Genomic DNA, 15,308 nt, shown 5'->3' with positions numbered 1-15,308 from the left:
CTCACTCGCCGCGCTTTGGATTCTTGACTGGAGTGTTCGGGCCATCGAGACTCGGCGAGAGGCCCGCCGAGACATATGAAGTTCATCGCCGAACATGCCCTTCCGCTAGGGCTGACCCTCACCGGTGTATGCATCGCATTCGCGATCGCGCGGTTCCTCCTCTACCCGAAGGGATCGAAGAAACTCATCGCCCACACCTTGATAGTCGCGTTCCTCTGCCTCGCCGCCACCTTCTGGTTCGTGGTCAATCGCGATTACATCGTCGAGCACGACACCACCTTCGCGGACCTCGTCGAGGAACCGCGAACTTCCATGCCGACCCAGACTGGTACCGAGGAGTGAAAAGCCGCGTTCAGCGAGTTCGCATCCGCACCACAACCACCGAAGACTTCCTCAACACCTGCTGGACCGCTGCGGCGGTCACCGGCGCCGACCAGGCCGCAGGCGCCGAGTGGTTCGCATCGGTGCTTGAGCCCGGAGCGGGCGAGCCGAACCAGATCATGCAGGGCAGCGAAACCGTCTGCCCCGCCGAGCTGCTCGCAACCTCGCTGAACTCGACTGAGACCTATCTCAACATGCAGTTCAGCATTACTCCTGCGCCGGACTGCTGAGGAGCTTCAGTCGGTGAAGTCGAACTCGCCGTCTTTGGCCCCGGCGAGGAAAGCGGTCCATTCGGCGCGGGTGTACACGATTACCGACCCCTCGGGGTGGCGCGAGTGCCGCACCGCGACCCGGCCAGAGCCGTCAGCCAGAGGACCGGCCTCCACACACTGCCCGCCGTTGTCGGAGCTGCGGGTACTGGTGCGCCAAGGGATTCCAGCCAGCTCCGATGCCGAGAGCTGCTGATCGGTGCTCATCAAGACTCCTTCAAGCGGTTCGCGATCATTTGCCGGGATCGCTTGGGGCTGAGCGCCTGGCTATCCAGATCATTCCACACATCGCTGAACCGCTGGACGGTCGGTTCTTCGATGAACAGCGGCCCACCGAGGGTGTCGATGTAGGCGACTGGCGTGTAGGGCTCGGGCAGCTCGAACAGGGTGAAGGTTCCTTGATGCCCGGCATGCGGCGCCCGGTCGACCGGCATGATCCGCACCTCGATGTTGTCGCGTTCGCTCTGCTCGATCAGGTGCTCCAGTTGTGCACGCCAGATTGCGGCGCCGCCGATCGGCCGGTTGAGCACATACTCCTCCAGGATCACCGCGAAGCTCGGTCCACCCTCGTCTGAGAGCACTCGCTGGCGATCGATTCTGAGGTCGACCCATCGTTCGATTTGGTCTTCGCTCGCCTTCCGCTCGTCCACGTTCCGGATCAGCGCCTCGGCATAGGCGCGGGTCTGGAGGAGGCCGTGGACGACCATGACCTGATAGGCGCAGATCCGGTCCGCGCGGCTTTCGAGCCACGGGAGGTTGATGAATTCTTCTCCCAGGTCGTCGCGATGCTGATCCCACCAGCCCTTCTGCCACGAGTCTTTGCATATCTGCTCGAAGCCCTCGCGCTCCTTCCGATCCGACACGCCGTAGAGGGAGAGCAGGGCCTGCAGGTCGATAAGGCGGATCGGGAACTCGCCGTTCTCGTATCGGCTGATAGTGCTCGCATCCCGCTGGAGGTATTCGCCGACCGCTTTGAGCGGGAGTTTCTTGGAGTTCCGGAGCTCGCGCAGCTTCTCGCCGAGCCACTGCGAGCGAAGGCTCGGTCCGGGGTTCGATACGCCTGCCATTTCGCCTCCATCGTTCTGTCGGGTGATCGACAGAAATTTCGCGGCTCGTCGCGCCACGCAATCTTGATTCACTCACAACCGTGTGCCATGATACCAACTAGGCGTGAGAAGTCGATCACCGGATTCTGGTGACAGGGTTCGCGGAAGCGGGCATTTCGCGTCTTCCACCGAAAGCAGCCGGGGCGGGTCGAATGGCCTAGGAAACCTGTCCCGCCCCGGCCTAACAGACAGCGGAGGTTGATCCGTGTCCATACCCATTGTCGCGCACGCGCCCGACAATCCCAACCATGATCGGCGCGGGGCCGACCCGCTCGTGCGAGGGACCTTCGGCGACCGGCAGAACCTGTTCACCGTCCGGGCCTCCAGTGCCACCGCTCCGGATTCGTTCCAGGTGTCGGTCGCCGAGAACCCGGCCAATCTCGTGCTCATCGTGTCCGGACTCAACTCCGGGCACCTCCACGCCACCTGGGGCCAGGGCTGGCGGGCGTTCGCGCCCGAGTGGAAGGCCTGGTTCGAGGACTCGGCCTTCGGCGTGTTCTACAACGGCCGCGCCATCGACAACCGACCCCGGCCCGAGGGGCGGGTGCGGTTCTGTGAAGGCTGAACCCGGAACCCGCCCCGACTCCGACGGGTGGCTCGGGGACTTCCGCCGCGGCCCGGCGGTGTTCGCCCTCTACCGGGAGACCACCTACGCACTGGGTCCCGCCGAGTACCGGATCGAATGCAACGACGGCGTCGGACCCAAAGCGATCTGCCGGTTCGTCGACGAACCCGAACCGGCACCCGAATGGGTCCCCGGCTGGGCGGGCGACCCGTGGTGCCCATGGATCCTCGAACAGGCCCGGCGACTCATCGCCACACCAGAGAACACCTGAACACGGATCGGCGGGGCGGCCCTTCGGGCCGCCCCGCCGATTGCGTTCGCTTGTCCTACATGAGGAAGGAGTCGACCGCCAGCGCCAGGAACAGGAGCGTCAGGTAGCTGGTGGACCAGTGGAAGAGGCGCATGGGCTTGGGGTCCTCGCCGCGGTTGACGCGGGTCAGGAGCTTGTGGCACTCCCAGACGAACATGCCGCCCGCGACGATCGCGACGGTGCCGTAGAGCCAGGTGGCGCCGAGGGGGACGGCGATGAGGGAGACGGCGAGCATGGCCCAGCCGTAGACGACGGACTCGACGGCGACGCGCTTCGCCGGGGCGACGACCGGGAGCATCGGGATGCCGGCGGCGGCGTAGTCGTCCTTGAACTTCATGGCGAGGACGTAGAAGTGCGGGGGCTGCCAGAGGAAGACCACCGCGAAGAGGATCCAGGCCATCCAGGACATGTGCCCGGTGACCGCGGCCCAGCCGATGAGCACGGGGGCCGCGCCGCAGGCGCCGCCCCAGACCGTGTTGTACGGGGTGGTCCGCTTGAGCCAGATCGTGTAGACGACGTCGTAGTAGACGATCGCGCCGAAGGTGAGGAGCGCGGCGAGCCAGTTGACGAGCAGGCCCATGCCGAGGACCGCGACCGCGCCGATGACGAGGCCGAAGACCAGGGCGTTGCGCGGCTCGATCTGGTGCTTGGCGAGGGGGCGCCGCGAGGTGCGGGCCATGAGCTGGTCGATGTCGCGGTCGATGTAGCAGTTGATCGCGTTGGCCGACCCGGCGGCGAGCGCGCCGCCGATGAGGGTCGCGAGGACCGCGGTCAGCGACGGGAGCGCGTCGAACTCCATCCGCGCCGCGACGAGCATCGCGGGGATGGTGGTGATGAGGAGCAGCTCCACGATGCGGGGCTTCGTCAGCGACACGTACGCGCCGACGATCGTCTTCCAGCCGGGCCGGGCCGCCGCGGCGGCTTCGGGATCGGGCAGTGAGATGCGCTTGCGGGCGGGCCGGGGGGTGTCGGCGACGGCCTGGGTCGGGTCCTCGTTCATCACGGCCCACCATACGGGCGGTGAGGTTGTGACCCGGCCGCGGGTCACGGGCCCCTAGCAGGCGCTTTCCGACGCGAGGACTGCTCGTGGGCGGGTTCACAACGAGCGGAATTCCGCCTCCCGAGAGAGTGCGCATAAAGTTCACCGCGTGTAGGTAGGGTCAGAAGACACACGTCAAGGGCCCAAATACGACGAGTACCAAGGAGTATCGCAGTGGCACAGTTCGAGTGGACCGAACTCGATCAGAAGGCGGTCGACACCGCCCGGCTGCTCGCCGCCGACGCCGTCCAGAAGGCCGGCAACGGCCACCCCGGCACCGCGATGAGCCTCGCCCCCGTGGCGCACACGCTGTTCCAGAAGGTCATGCGGCACGACCCGAGCGACCCGCACTGGGAGGGCCGCGACCGCTTCGTGCTCTCCTGCGGCCACTCCAGCCTGACGCTGTACGTGCAGTTGTACCTGGCCGGGTACGGCCTCGAACTGGACGACCTGAAGAGCCTGCGCCAGTGGGGATCCCTCACCCCCGGCCACCCCGAGGTGGGCCACACCGCGGGCGTCGAGACCACCACCGGTCCGCTCGGCCAGGGCCTGGCCACCGCGGTCGGCATGGCGATGGCGGCCCGCCGCGAGCGCGGCCTGTTCGACCCCGAGCCCGAGCAGGGCGAGAGCCTGTTCGACCACTTCGTGTACGTCATCGCCTCCGACGGCGACATCGAGGAGGGCGTCACGCACGAGGCCTCCTCGATCGCGGGCGTGCAGGAGCTGGGCAACCTGGTCGTCATCTACGACGACAACGAGATCTCCATCGAGGACGACACCCGCATCGCCCTCGGCGAGGACGTCGCCCAGCGCTACGAGGCGTACGGCTGGCACGTGCAGCACGTCGACTGGCGCGACGGCGACGGCTACAAGGAGGACCCGAAGGCCCTCTTCGAGGCCATCGAGAAGGCCAAGGCCGTCACCGACAAGCCGTCGTTCATCCGCCTGAAGACCATCATCGGCTGGCCCGCGCCGAAGAAGCAGAACTCGTACGCCGCGCACGGCTCCGCGCTCGGCGCCGACGAGATCGCCGCGACCAAGGAGATCCTCGGCTTCCCCGCCGACGAGTCCTTCTACGTCGAGGACGCCGTGCTCGCGCACACCCGCGAGGCCGTGGCCCGCGGCCGCGAGGACCACTCGGCCTGGCGCACCGACTTCAACAACTGGGGCGCCGCGAACCCCGACCGCAAGGCCCTGCACGACCGCCTGTGGGCGGGCGAGTTCCCCGAGGGCTTCGAGGACGCGTTCCCCGAGTTCGAGCCGTCCGCGAAGGGCGTCGCCACCCGGTCCGCGTCCGGCAAGGTCCTCTCGGCGCTCGCGCCGGTCCTGCCGGAGCTGTGGGGCGGCTCGGCCGACCTCGCCGGCTCCAACAACACCACGATGGACGGCGAGCCGTCGTTCCTGCCGCTGAGCCGCCAGACCAAGGCGTACCCGGGCAACCCGTACGGCCGGACCCTCCACTTCGGCATCCGCGAGTTCGCGATGGGCACGATCCTCAACGGCATCAAGCTCCACGGCCCGACCCGCCCGTACGGCGGCACGTTCCTCGTGTTCTCCGACTACATGCGCGGCGCGGTGCGCCTGGCGGCCCTCATGAAGACCCCGGTCGTGTACGTGTGGACGCACGACTCGATCGGCCTCGGCGAGGACGGCCCGACCCACCAGCCCGTCGAGCACCTCGCGGCCCTCCGCGCGATCCCGGGCCTGGACGTCATCCGCCCCGGCGACGCGAACGAGACCGCCGTGGTCTGGAAGACCCTGCTCCAGAAGCAGGACCGCCCGGCCGCGCTGGCGCTGACCCGCCAGAACATCCCCGTGTGGGACCGCGCGAAGTTCGCCTCGGCCGAGGGCGCCGCGAAGGGCGCGTACACGCTGCTCGACACCGACGGCACCCCCGACGTGATCCTGCTCGGCTCCGGCTCCGAGGTCCAGCTCGCGGTCGAGGCCGCCGAGACCCTCGCGGGCGAGGGCGTCAAGGCCCGCGTGGTCTCCGTCCCGTCCATCGAGTGGTTCGAGGAGCAGGACGACGACTACAAGGAGTCGGTGCTGCCCAAGGCCGTCAAGGCCCGCGTCTCCGTCGAGGCGGGCATCGCCCTCTCGTGGCGCGGCCTCGTGGGTGACGCGGGAGTCAGCGTCTCCCTGGAACACTTCGGTGCCTCCGCGCCGTTCGAGAAGCTGTACGAGGAATTCGGGATCACCGCCGCCGCCGTCGCGGACGCGGCCCGCTCCTCCATCAAGAAGGCACAGCAGTAATACAACTGAACTGAAGCGGATCAAGTACTAGCTGGAAAGCTGGAGGAACCGATGAGCGCGAACGAGAACCTCGCGGGCCTGTCGGCCGCGGGCGTGTCGGTCTGGATCGACGACATCTCCCGGCACCGACTGGAGTCGGGCAACCTGAAGGACCTCATCGCCGGATCTTCGGTGGTGGGCGTGACCTCGAACCCGACCATCTTCGCCACCGCCATCTCCAAGGGAGACGGCTACGACGGGCAGATCGCCGACCTGGCGGTCCGCAAAGTGAGCGTCGAGGAAGCCGCTCGCGCCATCACCACCTACGACATCCGCTGGGCCGCCGACGTCCTGGCCCCGGTCTTCGAGCAGACCGGCGGCCAGGACGGCCGCGTCTCGATCGAGGTCGACCCGCGGCTCGCCCACGACACGAAGGCGACCATCGCGGAGGCCAAGTACCTGTGGTGGGCCGTCGACCGGCCCAACACCATGATCAAGATCCCGGCCACCGAGGCCGGACTCCCCGCCATCACCGCCGCGGTCAGCGCGGGGATCAGCGTCAACGTGACGCTCATCTTCTCCCTGGAGCGGTACCGCGGCGTCATGGACGCCTACATGGCGGGCCTGGAGGGCGCCAAGGCCGCCGGGCACGACCTCTCGCAGATCCGCTCGGTCGCCTCGTTCTTCGTGTCCCGCGTGGACTCCGAGATCGACAAGCGCCTCGACGCGATCGGCACCGACGAGGCCAAGGCCCTCAAGGGCAAGGCCGCGATCGCCAACGCGCGCCTGGCGTACCAGGAGTTCGAGAATGCGTTCGCGTCCCCGCGCTGGGAGGCCCTCGCGGCCGCCGGGGCCGTCCCGCAGCGGCCGCTGTGGGCGTCGACCTCGGTGAAGAACCCCGACTACCGCGACGTCATGTACGTCGAGGACCTCATCGCGCCCGGCACGGTCAACACCATGCCCGAGGGCACCATCCACGACTTCGCCGACCACGGCGAGGTCGAGGCCGACACCATCCGCCCCCACTACGCGGACGCGGCCACGGTGATGCTCCAGCTCGAACGCGTCGGCGTCGACTACGCCGACGTCGTCAAGGTCCTGGAGGACGAGGGCGTCGAGAAGTTCATCGTCTCCTGGAACCAGCTCCTGGAGCAGATCGAGTCCAAGCTCGAAACGAGCACGTCGTTGGAAAGCGGAGCACAGAAGTGAGTGAGCCAATGGGCAAGATGGAAGCCGCAGGAGGACTGGCGGTCACCACCGGCGTCGACGTGAACGGCAGCGTCGACCGGCTCAAGAACGAGGGCATCCCCGCCAGGCTCGCCGCCAAGGACGCCACCCTGTGGGGCCCCGAGGCCGAAGCGGAGGCGGCGATCCGGCTCGGCTGGATCGACACGTTCGTCAAGTCCAAGGAGCTCGTCGCGCAGCTCGCGAAGCTCCGCGCCGACTTCGCCGAGCAGGGCATCGACCACATCGCCCTCGCGGGCATGGGCGGCTCCTCGCTCGCCCCCGAGGTCATCTCCCGCACCCTCGACCTGGGCATCAGCATCCTCGACACCACCGACCCCGGCCAGATCCTGGCCGAGCTCGGGGAGGCGTCGCTGCGCCGCACCGCCGTCGTCGTGTCCTCCAAGTCCGGGTCCACCGTGGAGACCGACTCCCAGCGGCGCGCCTTTGAGGCCGCGTTCAAGGGCGTGGGCATCGAGGACTCGGCCGGCCGGTTCGTGTTCGTCACCGACCCCGGCTCCGCGCTGGAGAAGCTCGCGAACGAGCAGGGCTCGCACCTGTTCCTCGCTGACGCGAACGTCGGCGGCCGGTACTCGGCGCTGACCGCGTTCGGGCTCGTCCCGACCGCGCTCGCGGGCGCCGACATCGCCGAGCTCATCGAGCAGGCCGAGGACTTCGCGACCACGATCGAGAGCGACGGCGACAACCCGGCCGTGGTCCTCGGCGCGGTCATCGCCGCCAAGCCGACCATCACCATCGCCGACGACGGCACGGGCGTCGTGGGCCTGGGCGACTGGGCCGAGCAGCTCATCGCCGAGTCCCTCGGCAAGGACGGCAAGGGCACCCTCCCGGTCGTCCTCGAAGGACCGGCCGCGCCGGGCGCCCGCGGGTCCGACCGCGTGTACGCCACCGTCGGCGGGTCCTCGACGGGCCTGCCGGCCGCGGGCTCGCAGCTGGCGATGCCCGACGTGGTCGTCAACGGCCCGCTCGGCGCGCAGTTCCTCGCGTGGGAGCTCGCAACCGCCTACGCCGGGTACCTGATCGGGATCGACCCGTTCAACCAGCCGAACGTGACCGAGTCCAAGGAGAACACCAACCGCATCCTCGCCGACGGCCTCCCTGAGGAGCGCCCGCACGCGGTGGACGGCGCGGTGGAGATCTACGGCTCGCACGCCGAGACCGTCGCGGGCGCGCTCGGCGAGCTGCTCACCAACGCCGACCGCGAGGACGCGTACATCGCGGTGCTCGCGTACCTGGACCGGATCGACGACGCCGAGGCGGCGAAGCTCCGCGCGGGCCTCGCCGAGCGCACCGGCGCCCCGGTCACGTGGGGCTGGGGGCCGCGGTTCCTGCACTCCACCGGCCAGTTCCACAAGGGCGGCCGCCAGACCGGCGTGTTCCTCCAGCTCACCGGCGAGGTCGGCGAAGACCTGCTCATCCCGGGCCGCGACTACACGTTCGCCGGGCTCCAGGCCGCGCAGGCCGCCGGGGACCGCCAGGCCCTCCAGTCGCGCGAGCGCCCGCTCGTGCGGCTCCACCTGACCGACCGCAAGCGCGGCATCAACCAGCTCGTGCACGCCCTGAGGGAGCTGAGCTAGATGGGTGACCACGTACTCGCCAACCCGCTGCGCGACCCCGCCGACCGGCGCCTGCCGCGCATCCCCGAGCCGTGCGCCCTGGTGATCTTCGGCGTCACCGGCGACCTCGCCAAGAAGAAGCTCATCCCGGCGATCTACGACCTCGCGAACCGGGGCCTGCTCCCGGCGTCGTTCGTGATCGTCGGCTTCGCCCGCCGCGACTGGGGCGACGAGACCTTCGAGGAGATGTCCCGCGAGGCCGCCAAGTCCCACGCGCGCACCCCGTGGCGCGAGGAGGTGTGGGCGCGCCTGTCCGGCAACTTCAAGTTCGTGCAGGGCGCGTTCGACGACGACGAGGCGTTCGACAAGCTCGACGCCACCGTCGACGAGCTGCGCATCACGCACGGCATCGTCGGCAACGCCGCGTTCTACTTCTCGATCCCGCCGCTCGCGTTCCCCACGGTCCTCAAGCAGCTCAAGCGGACCGGCATGTCCGACAACCGCCAGGACCGCGGCGGCTGGCGCCGCGTCGTCGTCGAGAAGCCCTTCGGCGAGGACCGCGAGTCCGCGAAGGAGCTCAACCAGCTCGTCGACGACGTGTTCACCGCCGAGGACGTGTTCCGCATCGACCACTACCTCGGCAAGGAGACGGTGCAGAACATCTTCGCGCTGCGCTTCGCGAACGCCATGTTCGAGCCGATCTGGAACTCCAACTACGTCGACCACGTGCAGATCACCATGGCCGAGGACGTCGGCATCGGCTCCCGCGCCGGGTTCTACGACGACAACGGCGCCGCCCGCGACGTCCTCCAGAACCACGTCCTCCAGCTCCTCGCCATCGCGGCCATGGAGCAGCCCAACGGGTTCGAGGCCGAGGAGATCCGCACCGAGAAGCTGAAGGTCCTGCGGGCCATCAAGCTCCACGACGACCTGGAGTCCACCGCGATCCGCGGCCAGTACACCGACGGCTGGGTGCAGGGCCGCCCCGTCAAGGGCTACCTGTCCGAGGAGAACATCCCGCAGACCTCCACCACGGAGACCTACGCGGCGGTGCAGCTGGGCATCCAGAACCGGCGCTGGAACGGCGTCCCGTTCTACCTGCGCACCGGAAAGCGCCTCCCCAAGCGGGTCACCGAGATCGCGGTGGTCTTCAAGGAGGCCCCGCACATGCCGTTCGCCGACTACGACACCAAGACGCTCGGCAACAACCAGCTCGTGATCCGCGTGCAGCCCGACGAGGGCATCACCGTCAAGTTCGGGTCGAAGGTCCCGGGCACGGGCATGGAGCTGCGGGACATCTCGATGGGCTTCGGCTACGGCGAGACGTTCACCGAGTCCAGCCCCGAGGCGTACGAGCGGCTCATCCTGGACGTGCTCCTGGGCGACAAGACGCTGTTCCCCGACGCGCAGGAAGTGGACGCGTCGTGGGCGGTCATCGACCCGCTCGAAGCGTACTGGCAGTCCACGAAGCCCGAGCCGTACGAGTCCGGCACGTGGGGCCCCGCCGGGGCCGACCTGATGCTCCAGTCCTCCGGCCGCCGCTGGCGCCGGGCGTAGAAGGGTCCTGACATGCATCTGAAGGACACCACCACCGGCGACATCATGAAGGCCCTGGAGAAGCAGCTCCACGAGACCGGCGGCGGCGCCTCCGGCCTGGCCCTCAACCTGGTCGCCCTGACCACCGAGGACGAGCGCGAGGAGGTCGAGAAGGCCGCCTCGTTCGCCGCGCAGGAGCACCCGTACCGGCTGATCCTCGCGATCCCCCGGGACGTGGACGCGCCCGAGCCGCGCATCGACGCCGAAGTGACCGTAGGGGAACGGCTCGGGTCCGCCGAGGCGATCATCCTGCGCCTCGACGGCCCGGCCGCCGCGCACCTGACCTCGATCGTGCTGCCGATGCTCGCACCGGACGTGCCGGTCGTGACCTGGTGGCTGCTCGACCCGGTCCGCTACGGCCTGGAGCACGAGCTGCGCTCGTTCGCCGACCGCCGCATCACCTACTCGGCCCGCGCGGCCGACCCGGTGCAGTCGCTCTACCGCCGCGCCGAGTCCTACGCCGCGGGCGACACCGACATCTGCTGGACCCGCATCAGCCTGTGGCGCTCGCTCATCGCCAGCGCCTTCGACGGGGTCACGCAGTCGGTCGAGAAGATCACCATCAAGGCCGACGACGGCGACCCGTCGGCGCAGCTCATGGCCGCGTGGCTGCACACGCGCCTGGGCGTCGCGCCCGACGTGGTCGACACCGAGGTCGAGCGCAACTCCGAGCACCTGCCCGCGATCGCCTCCGTGGCGTTCACGATGGCCGGCGGGGAGACGATGGAGGTCGAGCGGAAGTCCGACGGGACCACGGTCCTGCGCCAGGCGGGGCTGCCGAAGCGCCGCCAGACGCTCCAGGGCCGGACCCTGGGCCAGCTGCTCGCCGAGGAGCTGCGGCACATCGACCCCGACACCGCGTACCGGCGGGTCCTGGACACGTTCCAGGAGCAGTACGCGGCGGAGCACGCGGTATGAGCCGCTCGGGCGCGGTGATCGTCCACGAGGGCGCCGAGGTGCTCGCGGAGGCGGTCGCGTCGCGGCTCATCAACCGGCTCGCCGACGTGCAAGCGCAGCGGGGCGAGGCGTCGATCGTGCTGACCGGGGGCCGCATCGCGGCGCGCGTGTACCAGTACGTGCTGGAGTCGGAGATCCGCTCGGTCGTGGACTGGTCGAAGGTCGACTTCTGGTGGGGCGACGAGCGGTTCCTGCCCTCGGGCGACCCGGAGCGTAACGAGACCCAGGCGCGCGCGGCGTTCCTGGACAAGCTCCTGATCGACCCCGAGCGGGTGCATCCGATGGCCGCTTCGGACGTGGTGGACACGCCCGAGGAGGCGGCGGCGCTGTACGCGGCCGAACTGGAGGCCGCTTCCGGCGGGTCCGGTCTGCCCGCGTTCGACCTGCTGCTCTTGGGGATCGGCGAGGACGGCCACGTCGCGTCGCTGTTCCCGGGCAACCCGGCGCTCGACGCCGAGGGCGCGGCCGTGGGGGTGCGCAACTCCCCCAAGCCGCCGCCCGAGCGCGTCTCGCTGACGCTGGAGGCGATCAACGCCGCTTACACGGTGTGGATCATCGCCTCGGGCGAGGGCAAGGCTGCGGCCGTGGACGAGGCCCTGTCGAAGGGCGAGCTCCCGGCGGGCCGCGTGCAGGCCCAGGGCCACACGCGCTGGCTCGTCGACAAGGACGCGGCGGCGCAGCTGAAGCACCTGGAGTTCTGAGGCAAGCGTAAGGGCCCGGATCGTGCATCCTATAGGAAATAGGATGCACGATCCGGGCCCTCGGTCTGTTCGGCCTCCCTTGCGGGGCGCTGTCGCGCTGGGGTGGTGGGACCCTGTCAGCGGTGCGCGGCCGGCGCTCCGATCACCCAACCTAGTGACGGGCGGCCTGGTGCGGGGTGGTTCAGAAGAGGGATCGTTCGCCGCGCGCGGCGGCCCTGGCGGCGAGCGCTTCGGCGAGGAGGTCTTCGGCCTCCTCCTCGCTGCGGCGCTCGCGTACGTAGTTCAGATGGGTCTTGTACGGCTTGACGGTTCGCTGTTCCGGGGGATTGTCCTGGTCGGGGCCGGCGGGCCAGCCGCAGCAGGTGCAGTCCCATTCCTGCGGTACTTCCACGTACAGTGCGAATTGCAGTACGGTCTCGTGTCCTTTGGCGCACCAGTACTTGATGTTCTGCCGGGGCACCGGCTCGCCGCGCTCGGTGTGGAGACCGGGGATGGCGCCGATGCGGGTGCCGCGGATGGCGTGTCCGTTGGACATATGTGTGATCGCTCCTCACAGACAGGGGATCTACTGTGGATGTAGACCGGGCGCGACCACGGTTGCGGAGCGTCAGCGGGAGGAAGACCGTGACTCCCCGAGGGCGTGGCCGTGGAGTCACCGGCCGGAGCGGCTGGGGCACCGCCCTGAGCAATTCTATGACGTAACGCACACAGTGGCAAGATGTCATGTATGGGGGTTGTGCGCACTGCCCGGACGGGCCCAGAACGCCGTGGCGGTCTCGGTTCCACTGCTGCACAACGGAAAGCGTCGGCCTCCGCCTGGGGACACCCCGAGCACCGGGCGGAGGCCGTGCGGCCGGATCAGGCGGGAACGAGGCGGTCTTGAGCGCCCGGTCGGCGCTCAGGGGAGATGACGCACTCGCCGCACCGGTGCTCGCCGCCGAGGTCGGGGGCGACGCCCCAGCCCTCCGCTTCGGCGGCCGAGCACAGGACCGGCCAGCTGAAGTACGAGTCGTCGCCGCAGCGGAACAGGGCTCCGCAGCCGTCGCAGGACAGCTCGTACTCGATACCGCCGTCGAGGCGGTCGTGACAGGCTCCGCTCATGTCATATGCCTCCAAACCGGGGCGCGTCCGGCAGCGCCGGGCGCCCCGAATCTCCAAGTGCCGCGGCGGGCGCGGCTACTGTTCGATCTCGCGCTTGCCGGTGCCGATCAGCACCTTGCGCGGTTTGGCCTCTTCCGCCACCGGGATCCGCAGCGTGAGCACGCCGTCCCGGAAGGACGCCTCGACGTGCTCGGTGTCGAGGGCGTCGCTGAGGAAGATCTGCCGCATGAACACGCCGGTCGGACGCTCGGAGTGGATCACCTCGCGGTCGCCGGAGTCGGCGGCGCGGCGCTCGGCCCGCACGGTGAGGACGTTCCGCTCGACCTCAAGGTCGATGTCGGCCTCCCGGACGCCGGGCAGGTCCAGCTCGACGGTGAAGGAATGCTCCTCCTTCCACGCGTCCATCGGCATCATGAGCTGGGAATCGTTGCGGGACAGGAACTGCTGCGCGAGACGGTCGAGCTCTCGGAACGGGTCCGTACGCATCAGCATCGAAGGTCACCTCCTGGATGAGACCTGAGAACGTAACGACACAAAATTTATAGCGCGCGTTTGAGATTTCGTCAAGCCGTGGGAGGGAGATAAACTGGAGTCGTCAGGAGCACAGGCAGCAGGAGGAAATGTGGCACCGGATTCGCGGCCTCTCGACCGACACGCGTCCGACCACGCGGTGTACGGCATCTCGGTGGCGGCCGAGCTGATGAACCTCGCGCCGCAGACGCTGCGCGTCTACGAGGCTCGCGGCCTCATCGAGCCGAGCCGCACCGCCGGCGGCACGCGCCGCTACAGCGACGACGACCTCGGCCGCATCCAGCGGATCGGCGAACTGCTGGCCGGAGGGCTCAACCTCGCCGGGATCAAGCTGGTCCTGGAGATGGAGGTCGAGAACCAGCGGCTGCACTCCGAGCTCGGCGACGTGCGCAAGCGCCTGGAGCGCTACGAGGACTCCTGAACGCGGCACGAGGGAGGGCCCCGACCGCACCGCGGTCGGGGCCCTCCCTCGAAGTCTTTGGGGCTCTACACGAGCGTGCGGAGCAGGAGCCCGAAGGCGATGATGCAGGCGAACCAGATGATGCCCACACCGATGGTGATCCGGGTCAGGTTCTTCTCCGCAACGGAGGAGCCCGCCGCCACCGATGACATGCCGCCGCCGAACATGCTCGACAGACCGCCGCCCTTACCCTTGTGCAGCAGCACCATCAGGATGAGAATCGCGCTGGACAGCAGCAGGATGACCAGCAGGGCCCAAGTCAGAACCGTCATCATCAGTGATCGGGTGTCCTCTCAGCAAATCTGGCCCGGTTTGGGGCTTGGGCCAGGCACGAGTTTAGCGCAGGGCATATACCCGAAGACCGTAGGGCATGTAGCCGAATGTAAATGCAAGGAGCCGCCGTACGTCGTTGTACGGCGGCCCTGTCTGCGTCCCGCAGTGCTCAGCTCGGGCACTGCGGGCGAAACCTTCTTACGCCCCGGCGTGCTCGGGGAAGCGGACGATCTTGGCGAACTCCTCAGCGTCGAGCGAAGCGCCGCCCACGAGGGCGCCGTCGATGTCGGCCTTGCCCATGATCTGGGCGACGTTGGAGGACTTCACCGAGCCGCCGTAGAGGATGCGGACCCGCTCGGCCACGGCGCCGAACTTCTCGGCCAGGGCCGAGCGCAGGGCTCCGATGACCTCCTGGGCGTCCTCGGGGGTGGCCGTGCGGCCCGTCCCGATGGCCCAGACCGGCTCGTACGCGACGACGACCTTGGCGAGCTCTTCCTCGGTGAGCCCGTCGACGGCGGCGATGAGCTGGCTGACCGTGTGCGGGACGTGGTTCCCCGCCTCGCGGACGTCCAGGGCCTCGCCGACGCAGAGGATCGGGCTGATGCCGTTGTTGAGCGCCTGGCGGACCTTCGCGGCCACCAGCTCGTCGGACTCCTCGTGGTACTGGCGGCGCTCGGAGTGGCCCACGGCCACGTACGAGCAGCCCAGCTTCGCGAGCATCGAGCCGGCGATCTCGCCGGTGTACGCGCCCGACGGGTGCGCCGACAGGTCCTGCGCGCCGAAGCCGATGGTCAGCTTGTCGCCGTCGACCAGCGTCTGCACGCTGCGGATGTCGACGAACGGCGGGAGGACGACGGTCTCGACCGCTTCGAGCTGCTCGCGGGTGAGGCTGAAGGCCAGCTTCTGCACCAGCGCGATCGCTTCGAGGTGGTTGAGGTTCATCTTCCAGTTGCCGGCGATGAGCGGCTTGCGGGTCTCAGTCATGT

Annotated in this window: 19 protein-coding genes; 11 read left to right on the top strand and 8 right to left on the bottom strand. The window is 68.8% G+C overall.

Translation table 11 applies throughout. From position 1 onward, the window contains the following. Positions 1 to 75 precede the first annotated feature (75 nt). Together WA640_RS09585 and WA640_RS09580 are read left to right on the top strand one after the other, a co-directional pair. Positions 76 to 342, top strand: coding sequence for a hypothetical protein (locus WA640_RS09585; protein WP_335987416.1), 267 nt, complete (start codon positions 76 to 78; stop codon positions 340 to 342). Beyond that, complete coding sequence (locus WA640_RS09580) at positions 339 to 611, top strand: hypothetical protein (RefSeq protein WP_335987415.1); 273 nt, start codon at positions 339 to 341, stop codon at positions 609 to 611. Before WA640_RS09585 ends, WA640_RS09580 begins: the two co-directional genes overlap by 4 nt. Positions 612 to 617: 6 nt before the next feature. Here WA640_RS09580 and WA640_RS09575 read toward each other — a convergent pair whose 3' ends face one another. Both WA640_RS09575 and WA640_RS09570 read right to left on the bottom strand, forming a co-directional pair. Further along, a complete protein-coding gene (locus tag WA640_RS09575; protein WP_335987414.1) occupies positions 618 to 857 on the bottom strand; it encodes a DUF397 domain-containing protein in 240 nt (79 codons plus the stop codon). Beyond that, on the bottom strand, positions 857 to 1,774 hold the full coding sequence (locus WA640_RS09570; protein WP_335987413.1) for a helix-turn-helix domain-containing protein: 918 nt from the start codon (positions 1,772 to 1,774) through the stop codon (positions 857 to 859). Before WA640_RS09570 ends, WA640_RS09575 begins: the two co-directional genes overlap by 1 nt. 187 nt (positions 1,775 to 1,961) lie before the next feature. On the opposite strand from WA640_RS09570, the gene WA640_RS09565 reads away from it, so the two are divergent. Next, complete coding sequence (locus WA640_RS09565) at positions 1,962 to 2,321, top strand: hypothetical protein (protein WP_335987412.1); 360 nt, start codon at positions 1,962 to 1,964, stop codon at positions 2,319 to 2,321. Beyond that, complete coding sequence (locus WA640_RS09560; protein ID WP_335987411.1) at positions 2,311 to 2,592, top strand: hypothetical protein; 282 nt, start codon at positions 2,311 to 2,313, stop codon at positions 2,590 to 2,592. The genes WA640_RS09565 and WA640_RS09560 overlap by 11 nt, the downstream gene beginning before the upstream one ends. 55 nt (positions 2,593 to 2,647) lie before the next feature. Here WA640_RS09560 and WA640_RS09555 read toward each other — a convergent pair whose 3' ends face one another. Beyond that, complete coding sequence (locus WA640_RS09555) at positions 2,648 to 3,631, bottom strand: heme o synthase (RefSeq protein ID WP_335987410.1); 984 nt, start codon at positions 3,629 to 3,631, stop codon at positions 2,648 to 2,650. Between the two features lie 213 nt (positions 3,632 to 3,844). Between WA640_RS09555 and tkt the strand changes: the two genes are divergently transcribed. The 6 genes from tkt to pgl are packed head-to-tail and all read left to right on the top strand — an operon-like array spanning position 3,845 to position 11,957. Beyond that, positions 3,845 to 5,923: a transketolase gene (gene tkt, locus WA640_RS09550; protein WP_335987409.1), complete on the top strand. Its 2,079-nt coding sequence runs from the start codon at positions 3,845 to 3,847 to the stop codon at positions 5,921 to 5,923. A gap of 51 nt (positions 5,924 to 5,974) precedes the next feature. After that, on the top strand, positions 5,975 to 7,111 hold the full coding sequence (gene tal / locus WA640_RS09545; RefSeq protein ID WP_335987408.1) for a transaldolase: 1,137 nt from the start codon (positions 5,975 to 5,977) through the stop codon (positions 7,109 to 7,111). Continuing rightward, positions 7,108 to 8,724 (top strand): glucose-6-phosphate isomerase, encoded by a 1,617-nt coding sequence (locus tag WA640_RS09540; protein WP_442904699.1) that lies wholly within the window; start codon positions 7,108 to 7,110, stop codon positions 8,722 to 8,724. The genes tal and WA640_RS09540 overlap by 4 nt, the downstream gene beginning before the upstream one ends. Continuing rightward, complete coding sequence (gene zwf / locus WA640_RS09535) at positions 8,725 to 10,260, top strand: glucose-6-phosphate dehydrogenase (RefSeq protein ID WP_335987406.1); 1,536 nt, start codon at positions 8,725 to 8,727, stop codon at positions 10,258 to 10,260. A gap of 12 nt (positions 10,261 to 10,272) precedes the next feature. Further along, positions 10,273 to 11,217, top strand: a complete 945-nt coding sequence (locus WA640_RS09530; protein ID WP_106364558.1) for a glucose-6-phosphate dehydrogenase assembly protein OpcA — start codon at positions 10,273 to 10,275, stop codon at positions 11,215 to 11,217. Continuing rightward, positions 11,214 to 11,957, top strand: coding sequence for a 6-phosphogluconolactonase (pgl, locus tag WA640_RS09525; RefSeq protein ID WP_335987405.1), 744 nt, complete (start codon positions 11,214 to 11,216; stop codon positions 11,955 to 11,957). The genes WA640_RS09530 and pgl overlap by 4 nt, the downstream gene beginning before the upstream one ends. A gap of 181 nt (positions 11,958 to 12,138) precedes the next feature. On the opposite strand, the gene WA640_RS09520 is transcribed toward pgl, so the two are convergent. The 3 genes from WA640_RS09520 to WA640_RS09510 all read right to left on the bottom strand — a co-directional run bounded on the left by WA640_RS09520 (position 12,139) and on the right by WA640_RS09510 (position 13,550). Then, positions 12,139 to 12,492 (bottom strand): RNA polymerase-binding protein RbpA, encoded by a 354-nt coding sequence (locus tag WA640_RS09520; protein WP_106364556.1) that lies wholly within the window; start codon positions 12,490 to 12,492, stop codon positions 12,139 to 12,141. Positions 12,493 to 12,815: 323 nt separating this feature from the next. Then, on the bottom strand, positions 12,816 to 13,058 hold the full coding sequence (locus WA640_RS09515; RefSeq protein WP_335987404.1) for a hypothetical protein: 243 nt from the start codon (positions 13,056 to 13,058) through the stop codon (positions 12,816 to 12,818). Positions 13,059 to 13,133: 75 nt separating this feature from the next. Beyond that, positions 13,134 to 13,550, bottom strand: coding sequence for an Hsp20/alpha crystallin family protein (locus tag WA640_RS09510; protein WP_335987403.1), 417 nt, complete (start codon positions 13,548 to 13,550; stop codon positions 13,134 to 13,136). 130 nt (positions 13,551 to 13,680) lie between these two features. On the opposite strand from WA640_RS09510, the gene WA640_RS09505 reads away from it, so the two are divergent. Continuing rightward, positions 13,681 to 14,010 carry a MerR family transcriptional regulator gene (locus WA640_RS09505; RefSeq protein WP_335987402.1) on the top strand — a complete coding sequence of 110 codons (330 nt, stop codon included), beginning with the start codon at positions 13,681 to 13,683 and terminating at the stop codon, positions 14,008 to 14,010. A gap of 65 nt (positions 14,011 to 14,075) precedes the next feature. Here the strand turns inward: WA640_RS09505 and secG are convergent, their stop codons facing one another. Then, positions 14,076 to 14,321, bottom strand: a complete 246-nt coding sequence (gene secG, locus WA640_RS09500; RefSeq protein ID WP_219926789.1) for a preprotein translocase subunit SecG — start codon at positions 14,319 to 14,321, stop codon at positions 14,076 to 14,078. 199 nt (positions 14,322 to 14,520) lie between these two features. Beyond that, positions 14,521 to 15,306, bottom strand: coding sequence for a triose-phosphate isomerase (gene tpiA / locus WA640_RS09495; protein ID WP_106364548.1), 786 nt, complete (start codon positions 15,304 to 15,306; stop codon positions 14,521 to 14,523). Between the last annotated feature and the right edge of the window lie 2 nt (positions 15,307 to 15,308).

Source organism: Glycomyces sp. MUSA5-2 (genome assembly GCF_037034145.1).
Classification (GTDB): Bacteria; Actinomycetota; Actinomycetes; order Mycobacteriales; family Micromonosporaceae; genus Glycomyces; species Glycomyces artemisiae.
Note: the sequence above shows the minus strand (reverse complement) of the source record. Positions and strands in the feature narration are given on the sequence as shown.